The following is a 12671-nucleotide window of genomic DNA, read 5'->3' as shown; positions in this document are numbered from 1 at the left end:
GTGCGTCACTTCTTCGGCGGAAAATACTTGATCAGTGCCTCCTGGACGACCGAGGTCGCGAGCGTGCCGTCGCGCGTCCAGAACCGTCCCGAGCCCATTCCGCGCGAACCGGTCGCCACCGGCGAACGCGTCGCGTACAGCAGCCAGTCGTCGAAGCGGAACTCGCGATGGAACCACATCGAGTGGTTGACGGTCGCGGCGAACAGCCGGTCGATGCCCCACGACAGTCCGTGCGTGGTGATGATCGAGTCGAGAACCGTGGTGTCCGAGGCGTAACACATTGCGGCGACGTGCATCACGGGATCGTCGGGCATCACGCCGTCGGCCTTCATCCACACCCGGTTGTCGGTGAGCTTGCGCCCCGCCTCCTTCGCCTTCCAGCTCGGGTCGTTGGCGAAGCGGATGTCGACGGGATGCAAGGCGTTCACGAAGGTCGCGATGCGGTCCTCGTAACCCTTGAAATGCTCACCGAGAGGCGGCAACTCCTCCGGGTAGGGCACCTGCGGGATCTCGACGGCGTGTTCGAGCCCGGCGGTGTTGTCCTGGAAGGCCACGAGCATCGTGAAGACCTGTTCGCCGTCCTGCTTGGCGGTGACCTGGCGATTGGCGAAGGACTTGCCGTCGCGGAATCGGTCGACGTGGTACTCCATCGGCTTGGTGACATCGCCACCACGGATGAAGTGGGCGTGCAGAGCGTGGATCGGCGGGTTGCCACGGGTAAGGCTGCGGGATGCGGCCACCACGCCCTGCCCGAGAAGCTGTCCACCGAAGGTCCGAGCGGTGACCTGCTCCGGGTGCTGCCCGATGAACACGTCCTCGTCGCGACGTTCGACGTCGAGCAGTGCCAGCAGCTTGCCGAGATCCCCGGCCTGTTCCACGGTCATGGCCTTCACCCTAGTGACAGACCGGGGCTCACACTCCTGGTGGTCTGCTCAACGCCTCCGGCGTCAGTGGTCTGCTCAACGCCTCCGGCGTCAGTGGTCTCCTTCAACGCCTCCGGCGTCAGTGGTCTGCTCAACGCCTCCGGCGTCAGTGGTCCTGCTCGCCGATGCGGTGGACGTGGATCATGTTCGTCGAGCCGACGGTGCCCGGCGGGGCGCCGGCCACGATGACCACCACGTCGCCCTCGGCCAGACGGCCGATGCGCAGCAGCTGGTGGTCGACCTGGTCGATCATGTGATCGGTGGTGTCGACGTGGTCGACGATGAAGGTCTCCGTGCCCCAGCTCAGGGCGAGCTGACTACGCACCTCCTGCGTCGGCGTGAAGGCCAGCAGCGGCAGGCGCGAGTGCAGCCGGGCGAGGCGTCGGACGGTGTCGCCGGACTGGGTGAACGCCACGAGCGCCTTGACCTCGAGGCGCTCACCGATGTCGCGCGCCGCGTACGAGATGACGCCGCGCTTGGTGCGGGGCACATGCGAGAGCGGTGGCACGTCGCGCGGGCCGGTCTCGACGGCCCGGCAGATGCGGTCCATCGTGCGGACGGTCTCGAGCGGGAACTTGCCCACCGACGTCTCGCCGGACAGCATGACCGCGTCCGCGCCGTCGAGGACCGCATTCGCGACGTCGGAGGCCTCGGCGCGGGTGGGGCGCGAGTTCTCGATCATCGAGTCGAGCATCTGGGTCGCGACGATCACCGGCTTGGCGTTCTCGCGGGCCATCTGGATGGCCCGCTTCTGCACCAGCGGTACCTCCTCGAGCGGCAGCTCGACACCCAGGTCGCCGCGGGCGACCATGATCGCGTCGAACGCCAGGACGATGGCCTCGAGGTTCTCGATGGCCTCCGGCTTCTCCAGCTTCGCGATGACCGGAACCCGGCGACCCACGCGGTCCATGACCTCGTGGACGAGTTCGATGTCGGACGGGCTGCGCACGAACGACAACGCGACCAGGTCGACGCCCAGGTCGAGTGCGAATTCGAGGTCGGCGATGTCCTTCTCGGACAATGCGGGCACCGAGACGCTCATACCCGGCATCGACAGGCCCTTGTTGTTGCTGACCGGACCGCCCTCGGTGACGGTGCAGACCACGTCGTTGCCGTCGATCGAGGCGACGGTAAGTCCGACCTTGCCGTCGTCGACCAGGAGCCGGTCGCCGGGGTGCGCGTCCTCGGACAGGTTCTTGTAGGTGGTCGAGACGCGGTCGTGGGTGCCCTCGACATCGTCGACGGTGATCCGGACCTCCTCCCCCGTCTCCCAGACGGTGGCGCCGTCACAGCCGTCGAAACGGCCGAGCCGGATCTTGGGTCCCTGCAGGTCGGCGAGGATGCCGACGGCCTTCTCCGCAGCATCGGAGGCCTTGCGGACGCGCGCGTAGACGGCAGCATGGTCCTCATGCTTGCCGTGGCTGAAGTTCATCCGGGCCACATCCATACCGCTGGCGACGAGTTCCTTGAGCTTCTCGTCGCTGGAAGTGGCCGGACCCATGGTGCAGACAATCTTGGTTCGCCGAGTCACAACCTCACCTTAGTCCCGTCGGTGGTGCATCTCCACGCGCCGCCGAAGTCGTCACCCAGGGGTCATGTGGTGTTGTCGCTGGTGACAGCCCACTACTTTCCGGTACGGATTTCGCCTCACACGGACAGCCCGCGCGTGTTCTCCGTCATCGTCGCCGGAGCGGCGTTCGGCGACCGCGGACCCGTCAGCGCACCGACAGCGGCAGCGCTGCCGGACGAACCGGTGACGGAAGGTCGGATTCGCCGACGAGGAACTCGTCGACGGCCCGTGCCGTCGACCGCCCCTCGGCGATCGCCCATACCACCAGCGACGCGCCACGGTGGGCGTCACCACACACGAAAATGCCGGGAGCGTCGGTCTGCCAATCACTTCCACATGAGATGGCCCCACGCTTGTTGGGTTCGATCTCCAGACCCGACAGCAGTTCACCCCGTTCCACACCGGCGAATCCGATCGCGAAAAGCGCTAGTTCGCAAGGGATCTCGAACTCGTCACCAACCGGCCTGATCTCACGTCGGCCGTCGGCGTCACGCTGCACCTCGACCTCGGCGAGCACCATGGTGGTGACATTGCCCTCCACGTCGCCGAGGAAACGCTGCACGGCCACCTGGTACTTGCGCTCCCCGCCCTCGGCGTGCGCACTGGAGGTCCGCATGACCAGTGGCCAGGTGGGCCACGGTGATCGGCTGTCGTCGCGTTCGTCGGGCAGTTCGGGGTTGTAGTCGAGCTGGACCACCGACGCCGCACCCTGCCGGTGGGCGGTGCCCAGGCAGTCCGCACCGGTGTCGCCGCCGCCGATGATCACGACGTGCTTGCCGGCCGCGGTGATCGGCGAGGGGCCGTCGCCCTCGCATTCCCGGTTGGCGGGTACGAGGTGCTCCATCGCCAGGTGGACGCCGTTGAGTTCGCGGCCGGGCACCGGGTTGTCGCGGGCCTCCATCGCGCCGATGGCCAGGACGACGGCGTCGTGCCGGGCACGCAGGTCCTCCACCGTCAGGTCGGTGCCGACGTCACAACTGGTGACGAATTCGGTTCCCTCGGCGCGCATCTGGGCGATGCGACGATCGATGTCGGACTTCTGGAGCTTGTACTCCGGGATGCCGTAACGCAGCAGCCCGCCGAGGCGGTCGTCCCGCTCGTAGACGGTGACGTCGTGGCCCGCACGCGTGAGCTGTTGCGCCGCAGCGAGTCCCGCAGGACCGGAACCGACCACGCCCACCGACTTGCCGGTCTTGGACTCCGGCGGCTCGGGCCCGATGACGCCTTCGGCCCACGACTCGTAGGCGATGGTCTTCTCGATGCGTTTGATGGTGACGCTGCCACCGGTCTCGCGCTCGGAGATCGACAGGACGCAGGCGGCCTCGCACGGCGCCGGGCACACCATCCCGGTGAACTCGGGGAAGTTGTTGGTGGCGTGCAACCGGCTGCTCGCCGCATCCCACCGGCCGCGGCGGACCAGGTCGTTCCACTCCGGGATCAGATTGCCCAGCGGGCAGCCCGCGGTTCCGGAGTGGCAGAACGGGATACCGCAGTCCATACACCGGCGCGCCTGGGTGCTGACCTCCGCCAGAACCTTCGTCGGGTCGTCGGCGTGCACGTAGACGTCGTCCCAGTCCTGGACGCGCTCGGCGACCGGACGGTACTTCGCTTCTTTCTTCGGGACCTCCAGGAACCCGCGCGGATCAGCCACGTGCCGCCTCCATGATCGCTGAATCGACGTCGCGTCCCTCGGCCTCGGCCATCCGGGCCGCGTCCAGGACACGCTTGTAATCGGTCGGCATGACCTTCGTGAACGCCAGGCAGCGTCGGGGCCAGTCCGCGAGGATCGACGCACCGATCGCCGAACCGGTGAGTTCGGCGTGCTTGGTGATGGCGTCCTTGAGCCAGGCCAGGTCGTCGGGGTCGGGGCGCATCAGTTTGACCATCGCCATGTTGACCTTGTCGCGGTCGAGGTCGTGCACGAAGGCGATGCCACCCGACATACCTGCCGCGAGGTTGCGTCCGGTCGGTCCGAGAATCACCACGCGCCCGCCGGTCATGTACTCGCAGGCATGGTCGCCCACTCCTTCGACGACCGCGGTCGCACCCGAGTTCCGCACCGAGAAGCGCTCACCCACGCGCCCGCGCAGGTACACCTCGCCCGACGTCGCGCCGTAGAGGATGGTGTTGCCTGCGATGACCTGGTCCTCGGCGACGAACCACGAGTCGGGATGCGGGGCGACGACGATCTTGCCGCCGCACAGCCCCTTGCCGACGTAGTCGTTGGTGTCGCCGCTGAGCCGGATCGTCACGCCCGGCGGCAGGAACGCGCCGAGCGACTGCCCGGCCGAACCCTCCAGTTTCACCACGATCGTGTCCTCGGCCAGGCCCTCGGCGCCGAAGCGACGGGTGACCTCGGCGCCGAGCAACGTGCCGACGGTCCGGTTCACGTTGCGCACCGGCAGTTCGAGCGTCACCGGGTGGGCGTCCTCCAGCGCCCCTTCGGCGAGCTGGATGAGCGTCTGGTCGAGCGCGCGGTCGAGTGCGTGGTACTGCTCCCGCACCCGCCGGCTCGGCCCCTTGCCCTCGACCTTGCGGAAGATCGGCGACAGATCAAGACCCTTCGACTTCCAGTGTGCGACAGCGGAATCGGTGTGCAGTCGCTGAGACTGACCGATCGCCTCATCGAGGGTGCGGTAACCCAGCTGCGCCAGGTACTTCCGCACGTCCTCGGCGATGAACCGGAAGAAGTTGACCAGGTGGTCCACCTGGCCGGTGAAACGGGAACGGAGCTGCGGGTTCTGGGTCGCCACGCCGACCGGGCAGGTGTCGAGGTGACACACACGCATCATGATGCATCCGGCCACGATGAGCGGCGCGGTGGAGAAGCCGTATTCCTCGGCGCCGAGGAGGGCGGCCATGATGACGTCGCGTCCGGTGCGCAGCGCACCGTCGCACTGCACGGTGATGCGGTCGCGCAGACCGTTGAGCATGAGCGTCTGCTGGGCGTCGGCCAGGCCGATCTCCCAGGGAGTGCCCGCATGCTTGAGCGAGGTGAGCGGCGAGGCGCCGGTACCGCCGTCGTGGCCGGAGATGAGCACGACGTCGGCATGTGCCTTGGAGACGCCGGTCGCGACCGTGCCCACGCCGACCGCGCTGACCAGCTTGACGTGGATACGGGCCTGGGAGTTGGCGTTCTTCAGATCGTGGATCAGCTGGGCGAGGTCCTCGATCGAGTAGATGTCGTGGTGCGGCGGCGGTGAGATCAGCGCGACGCCGGGCGTCGAATGCCGGGTCTTGGCTATCCACGGGTACACCTTGTACGCCGGAAGCTGGCCACCCTCACCGGGTTTCGCACCCTGCGCCATCTTGATCTGGATATCGGTGGCGTTGATCAGGTAGTCGCTGGTGACACCGAAACGGCCGGACGCGACCTGCTTGACCGCGCTGCGTCGTTCCGGGTCGTAGAGACGGTCGACGTCCTCGCCGCCCTCCCCCGAGTTCGACCGGCCGCCGATCTTGTTCATCGCCATCGCGATGGTCTCGTGGGCTTCCGCGGAGATCGAGCCGTAGCTCATGGCGCCGGTGTTGAAGCGCTTCATGATCTCCTCGACCGGTTCCACCTCCGCGATCGGGATCGGTTCGCGCGCATCGAGATCGAACTCGAAGAGGCCGCGGAGCGTGCCGCCCTTGCGGGACAGCCGGTCGACCTCGTCGGAGTACTTCTGGAAGATCTCCGACCGCCCGCTCTTGGTGGCGTGCTGCAGCAGGAAGATCGTCTCCGGGGTGAACAGGTGCAGCTCGCCTTCCCGGCGGTACTGGTACTCGCCACCGACCTCGAGACGACGGTAGACCTGCTCGGTCGGGTTCTCGGGAAACGCGCGGTGATGCCTGATGCGGACTTCCTCGGCCAGTTCGTCGAGACCGACGCCCTCGATCCGCGACACCGTGCGGGTGAAGTACTCGCGCACCACCTCCGACGACAACCCCACGGCCTCGAAAGCCTGTGCGGCGGTGTAGGAGCTGATGGTCGAAATGCCCATCTTGCTCATCACCTTCAGCACGCCCTTGCCGAGCGCCTCGAGGTAGTTGCGGATGGCCTTCGACGGGGTGACACCGGTCAACTCGCCCTCGGCGATGAGGTCCTCGATCGTCTCCAGTGCCAGATACGGGTTGACCGCGGCCGCACCGAAACCGATGAGCGTCGCGATGTGGTGGACCTCGCGGGCGTCGCCGGATTCGACGACGAGCGCGACCCGGGTGCGCTCCTTGGTGCGCACCAGGTGATGGTGGACGGCCGAGATGGCCAGCAGCGACGGGATCGGTGCATGGTCTTTGTCGGTGAGACGGTCGGAGATGACGAGGGTGGTGTGGCCCTCGGCGATCGCCTGGCTCGCCCGCCGGCGCAGGTCCTCGAGGGCGACCCGGAGACCTTCTCCACCGTCGTCCACCTCGTACAGCGCACGCAGCACCTTGGCCGACAGGCCCGGGTGATCACCGTCGTCGTTGATGTGGACGAGCTTGGCGAGGTCGGCGTTGTCGAGGACCGGCCAGTGCAGCATGATCTGGCGGCACGACGCGGCGGTGGGGTCGAGCAGGTTCTGCTCCGGACCCATCACACGGCCCATCGAGGTGACGATCTCCTCGCGGATGGCGTCCAACGGCGGGTTGGTGACCTGCGCGAACAGTTCCACGAAGTAGTCGTAGAGCAGGCGGGAACGCCGCGACAGCACCGCGATCGGGGTGTCGGTGCCCATCGAACCCAGTGGTTCGTATCCCGAGGCGGCCATCGGGGTGAGCAGCACCCGCAGGTCTTCCTCGGAGTATCCGAAGGACTGCTGCCGGCGTACGACGGTGTCGTGGTTCGGCTGGAAGACCGGGCGTTCGGGCAGCGTGGCGATGTCGAGGAGCCCGGCGTGCAACCACTCGTCGTACGCCTCGGCGTGCATCAGTTCGCCCTTGATCTCCTCGTCCGGGATGATCCGGCCCGCGGTGGTGTCGACGAGGAACATGCGGCCCGGCTCGAGGCGCCCCTTGCTGATGATGTCGTCGACCGGGACGTCGAGAACGCCCGCCTCCGAGGCGAGGATGATCCGGCCGTCGCGGGTCTGCCACCAGCGTCCGGGACGCAGGCCGTTGCGGTCGAGGACCGCGCCGACGACGGTGCCGTCGGTGAAGGTGACGCACGCCGGACCGTCCCAGGCCTCCATCAGCGACGCGTTGAACTGCAGGAACGCGCGCCGCTTCGGGTCCATGTCGGGGACGTTCTCCCACGCCTCGGGAACCATCATCATGACCGCGTGGGGCACGCTCCGGCCGCCGAGATGCAGGAGTTCGAGCACCTCGTCGAGCGACGCCGAGTCCGAGGCCTCGGGGGTGCAGATGGGGAAGGCACGCTTGAGGTCGCCGGGTATGAGGTCGGTGTCGAGCAGCGCCTCCCGGGCGCGCATGCGGTTCCGATTGCCGCGAACCGTGTTGATCTCGCCGTTGTGGGCGACGAACCGGAACGGATGCGCGAGCGGCCACGACGGGAAGGTGTTGGTCGAGAACCGCGAATGGACGATCGCGATGGCGCTCTGGCACCGGTCGTCGCGCAGGTCCGCGTAGTAGAGCGGCAGCTGCATCGTGGTGAGCATGCCCTTGTAGACCATGGTGCGGCTCGACAGCGACGGGAAGTACAGGCCGGTGCCCGCCTCCTCGATCTCCGGGGTGACGCGCTCGGCCTGCTTGCGGAACGGATAGATGAAGCGGTCGACGGCGACGCCGCCGATGCGCTCGGCACCCGGCTCGGGGTCGACGGTGACGAACAGCTGCATCATGTACGGCATGCAGGCCACGGCGGTGCCACCGATGTCGGCGTGCTCGTGGTCGACCGGGACGTCACGCCAGCCGAGGATCGTGATGCCCTCGTCGGCGGCGAGCGCCTCCACCCGCGCGATGGCCTGCCGGCGCAGTTCCTCGTCCATCGGCAGGAAGCAGGTACCCGCGGCATAGGTGTGCGAGCCGTCGGCGGCCGGCTCCGGAAGTTCGAAATCGACGGTGGCACGCAACAATTCGTCCGGCAGCTGGATCAGGATGCCTGCGCCGTCACCGCTGTTGGTCTCGGCTCCGGCAGCCCCGCGGTGCTCGAGATTTTCCAGCGCCAGGAGCCCGTCGGCGACGATCGAATGCGATCGGCGACCGTGGATGTCGGTGACCATCGCGACGCCGCACGAGTCGACCTCGGCCTCCGGGTCGTACAGGCCCTGCTTGGCCGGGAGCGCGGAAAACAGCATCACTACCTCCACTCGATCCGGAACGGATCGCTGCTGAGTGTCCACTGGGACAGCACTGGCCCGAGGAGTATTGCGCGGCGAGCGAGTGACCGTGCCGAGATCGGTACCGGGCTGAGTCGAACCGGGCGGTCGGAGATCGCGCGTCATGAAGTTCGATCGTATCCGAACACCACCGAGCACGCGTGTGCTCGAAGGCTGTGATCCTCGCGACCGAGAACCGCCCCTGGACTCGACCCGGTGTGGACGTGCCGGCTACATATCGTCAGCGGTTGCCTTCTGGAGGGTGGTTTTCAGCAGGCGGTTTTCGCGTTTACCTCCTGGCAGGGGCGGCCGAGGGTCAGGGCCGGCGGCGGCGACCGAATCGAGAGGCGACCCGGCGGCGGAGGCTGCTCGAGGCATCGGCCTGTCCGGCGTCGGTGGCCTGCACGTCGGCAGAGTCGGCTGCCGAAGACTCAGCGTCGCCAGCTGCAGGGGCATCGGTTTCGACGGCAGAGGATTCCGGGTCGGATTCGACGACGCCGGTCGCTTGTGCCTCAGATTCCGCGACGCCGGTTGCCGCGTCCTCGGATTCGACGACCTGGCTTGCCGGGTCCTCGTTCTCGACGACGCTGTCGGCCTCATCGTCTTCGGCTGCATTGGCCGTCGCTGCGTCTACGGCCTCGGTGTCTGTTGCCTCTACGTCGGTGGTTGCGTCATCCTCCGCCTCGGGTTCCGCGACCTCGGGTTCAGCGACCTCGGGTTCCGCGACCCCAGCGTCTGCGGACTCAGGTGCGCCAGACTCCCCCGCGTCAGAATCCACTGCCTCAGTCTCAACTGCGCCAGTGGCTGCTTCGGCTTCCTCGGTGACGGGTTCCTCGGTCTCGGTCTCCCCCGCCGCGGTTTCGTCGACCACCGGCTCGGCAGCGGGTTCATCATCCGAGACCTTCGCCGCTGCGGCAGGTTCGGCGGCGACACGGGTGGTCTCCACCTTGTCGGCCTCGGCGTCGAGTGCGTCCAGTGTGTCCACCTCGGCCGGCGGTTCCTGTCCTTCGGCGGCGTCGAGTTCGTCGAAGTCCTCGTCGTACCAGTCGTCCACGTATCCGGCGACGCCCTGTTCCTCGAGTTCGGCGGCACGTTCGGGGTGGTACATCTCCAGCCCCTGTTCGCGACCCTTGGGTGCGACGACGAAGTAGACGATCGCGCACACGAACACGAGGGCCGCGGTGAAGAGGTTCGGGCGGATACCGGCGATGTCGTTGGCGACGGCGGCACGGTCGTCGCGCAGCATCTCGATGAAGAACCGGCCGAGGCAGTAGCCGGCGATGTACAGCGCGAACAGGCGACCGTGACCGATGCGGAACTTGCGGTCGATGACCACCAGGAGGACCACGATCAGGACGTTCCACAGCAGTTCGTAGAGGAACGTCGGCTGGACGACGGCGACCACGACGCCGTTGGACTTGCCGTCTATCAGGCCCGCGTCGGCGTAACCGGCCTTGTTGACGCGCTCGTAGATCTCCAGACCCCACGGCAGTGTTGTCTCACGGCCGTACAGCTCCTGGTTGAAGTAGTTGCCGAGCCGACCGATGGCCTGGGCCAACAGGATCGGCGGGGCGATCGCATCGCCGAAAGCGGGCAGTCGGATGCCGCGGCGTCGGGCGCCGATCCAGGCACCGACCGCACCGAGCGCGACCGCGCCCCAGATTCCGAGACCACCGTCCCAGATCCGCAGGGCGTCGAGCGGCTCCTTGGGGGCGTCGGCACCGAAATAGGTCTTCCAGTCGGTGATCAGGTGATAGAGACGCCCGCCGAGGAGACCGAACGGAACGGCCCAGATCGCGACGTCGAGGACCTCGCCTTCCTGTCCCCCACGTGCGACCCACCGGCGATTGCCCCACCAGACCGCGACGATGATCCCCGCGATGATGCACAGGGCGTACGCGCGCAGCGGGAACGGTCCGAGATCCCACACACCCTGAGGCGGACTGGGGATGTAGGCGAGCATCGTCGTGGTCGGCGCGTTCACGATGCAACCCTAACCGACCGGACACGTGTGCCCGTGCGGTGCGGTTGCCGCGTGGCCCGGATACAGACCTCGGGCAGCCTCTCGGCCCTACTCGACCAGCGGGTCAGACAGCCGCGTGACGCGAACGCACGCCCTCGGCGAGTTCGCCGACGAGGGAGGCCAGGCGGTCCTGGCCGGCCTTGGCGGCAGTCACCAGCGCCGAGCCGACGATGACGCCGTCGGAGTAGGACGCGATCTGGGCGGCCTGCTCACGGTTGCGGACACCGAGTCCGACGCCGATGGGGATGTCGGAGTACTCGCGGACGCGTGCACACAGCTCGGGAGCCATGTCCGACACCGCGTCGCGTGCTCCGGTGACGCCCATGGTGGATGCCGCATAGACGAATCCACGGGACGCGTCGACGGTCAGCGCGATGCGCTCGTTGGTCGACGACGGCGCGACGAGGTAGATGCGGTCGAGGCCATACTGATCGGAGGCGGCGTGCCACTGGGCGCCCTCTTCGGGAATCAGGTTCGGCGTGATGAGCCCGGCGCCGCCCGCGTCGGCGAGGTCTCGCGCGAAGTTCTCGACGCCGTACTGCAGCACCGGGTTCCAGTAGCTCATGACGACCGCGGTGCCACCGGCCGAGCTGATCGCCTCGACCGCGGTGAACACGTCGCGCACCCGCACCCCGTTGGTGAGGGCGAGATCGGCGGCCTCCTGGATCGTCGGACCGTCCATCACCGGGTCGGAGTAGGGCACGCCCACCTCGATGATGTCGCAACCGGCGTCGACCATTGTCCGGAACGAGGTCAGTGAACCCTCCAGCGTCGGATACCCCACGGGGAGATATCCGATGAGTGCGCTGCGGTTCTCCTCCCGGCACTTCGCGAAGACGGGTCCGGTCTTCGAAGAGATCGTGTTTGCGCTCATGCCCGCTCTCCCGGCTGTCCGCTGGTGGCCTTTGCCTCGTCCTGCGACGGCGGCGGGTCGAAGAGGCCGAACCAGCGCGCGGCGGTGTCGACGTCCTTGTCGCCGCGACCGGAGAGGCTCACGACGATGATCGCGCCCTCGCCGAGTTCCTTGCCGAGCTCGAGTGCGCCGGCGACCGCGTGCGCGGACTCGATGGCGGGAATGATCCCCTCGCGGCGGCTCAGCAGCGCGAGCGCGTTCATCGCCTCGGTGTCGGTGATCGGTCGGTATTCGGCCCGGCCGGTGTCCTTGAGGTAGGCGTGCTCGGGGCCCACGCCCGGATAGTCGAGACCTGCGGAGATCGAGTGGGATTCGGTCGTCTGCCCGTCTTCGTCCTGCAGCAGGTACGAGTACGCACCCTGGAATGCACCCGGCGTCCCGCCGGTGAAAGTCGCTGCGTGACGGCCGGTCTCGACGCCGTCACCGGCCGCCTCGAAACCGACGAGACGAACGTCGGAGTCGTCGATGAACGGATGAAAGATACCGATGGCGTTGGACCCACCGCCCACACAGGCGGTCACGGCGTCGGGAAGGCGTCCGGCCTTGTCGAGGATCTGGGCACGTGCCTCCAGACCGACGACGCGCTGGAGATCACGGACCATCACCGGGAACGGGTGCGGGCCGGCGGCGGTGCCGAAGCAGTAATAGGTGTTGTGCGCGTTGGTGACCCAGTCACGCATGGCCTCGTTGATGGCATCCTTCAGCGTGGCCGAACCGTTGTCGACGGCGATGACCTCGGCGCCGAGCAGACGCATCCGGGCGACGTTGAGCGCCTGTCGGTCGGTGTCGACGCGACCCATGTAGATCACGCACTCGAGGCCCAGGAGCGCACATGCGGTGGCGGTGGCCACGCCGTGCTGGCCGGCGCCGGTCTCGGCGATGATGCGGTTCTTGCCCATCCGCTGGGCCAGAAGCGCCTGTCCGAGAACGTTGTTGATCTTGTGCGAGCCGGTGTGGTTGAGATCCTCGCGCTTGAGGAAGATGCGCGCCCCCCCGGCGTACTCGG

General features: G+C 67.5%; 7 protein-coding genes. All 7 read right to left on the bottom strand.

The window, feature by feature from the left end:
* Positions 1-5: 5 nt before the first annotated feature.
* The gene (locus tag GOALK_RS19640; protein WP_035755324.1) at positions 6-884 is read right to left on the bottom strand and encodes an acyl-CoA thioesterase; all 879 of its coding nucleotides are present in this window, start codon (positions 882-884) and stop codon (positions 6-8) included.
* Between the two features lie 145 nt (positions 885-1029).
* On the bottom strand, positions 1030-2454 hold the full coding sequence (pyk, locus tag GOALK_RS19635) for a pyruvate kinase (RefSeq protein WP_006360580.1): 1425 nt from the start codon (positions 2452-2454) through the stop codon (positions 1030-1032).
* Positions 2455-2638: 184 nt separating this feature from the next.
* Positions 2639-4144: a glutamate synthase subunit beta gene (locus tag GOALK_RS19630; RefSeq protein ID WP_006360579.1), complete on the bottom strand. Its 1506-nt coding sequence runs from the start codon at positions 4142-4144 to the stop codon at positions 2639-2641.
* Positions 4137-8708: a glutamate synthase large subunit gene (gene gltB / locus GOALK_RS19625; protein WP_006360578.1), complete on the bottom strand. Its 4572-nt coding sequence runs from the start codon at positions 8706-8708 to the stop codon at positions 4137-4139. Before gltB ends, GOALK_RS19630 begins: the two co-directional genes overlap by 8 nt.
* Positions 8709-9045: 337 nt before the next feature.
* The gene (gene lgt / locus GOALK_RS19620) at positions 9046-10692 is read right to left on the bottom strand and encodes a prolipoprotein diacylglyceryl transferase (protein ID WP_006360577.1); all 1647 of its coding nucleotides are present in this window, start codon (positions 10690-10692) and stop codon (positions 9046-9048) included.
* A 124-nt stretch (positions 10693-10816) separates the two neighbouring features.
* Entirely contained in the window at positions 10817-11626 is an 810-nt protein-coding gene (trpA, locus tag GOALK_RS19615) for a tryptophan synthase subunit alpha (protein WP_006360576.1), read from the bottom strand.
* Positions 11623-12671: tryptophan synthase subunit beta (trpB, locus tag GOALK_RS19610; RefSeq protein ID WP_006360575.1), on the bottom strand; the 1049-nt coding region annotated here is incomplete at its 5' end. The genes trpB and trpA, both read right to left, overlap by 4 nt.

The sequence above is a fragment of the Gordonia alkanivorans NBRC 16433 genome, from assembly GCF_000225505.1.
Lineage (GTDB): Bacteria > Actinomycetota > Actinomycetes > Mycobacteriales > Mycobacteriaceae > Gordonia > Gordonia alkanivorans.
The sequence above is the reverse complement of the archived record's forward strand: the minus strand, read 5'-3'. Positions and strand labels throughout refer to the sequence as shown.

Coding starts and splice junctions, on each gene's coding strand:
- gltB (WP_006360578.1), bottom strand. CDS start 8,708: ATGCTGTTTTCCGCGCTCCCGGCCAAGCAGGGCCTGTACGACCCGGAG.
- GOALK_RS19640 (WP_035755324.1), bottom strand. CDS start 884: ATGACCGTGGAACAGGCCGGGGATCTCGGCAAGCTGCTGGCACTGCTC.
- lgt (WP_006360577.1), bottom strand. CDS start 10,692: ATGCTCGCCTACATCCCCAGTCCGCCTCAGGGTGTGTGGGATCTCGGA.
- trpA (WP_006360576.1), bottom strand. CDS start 11,626: ATGAGCGCAAACACGATCTCTTCGAAGACCGGACCCGTCTTCGCGAAG.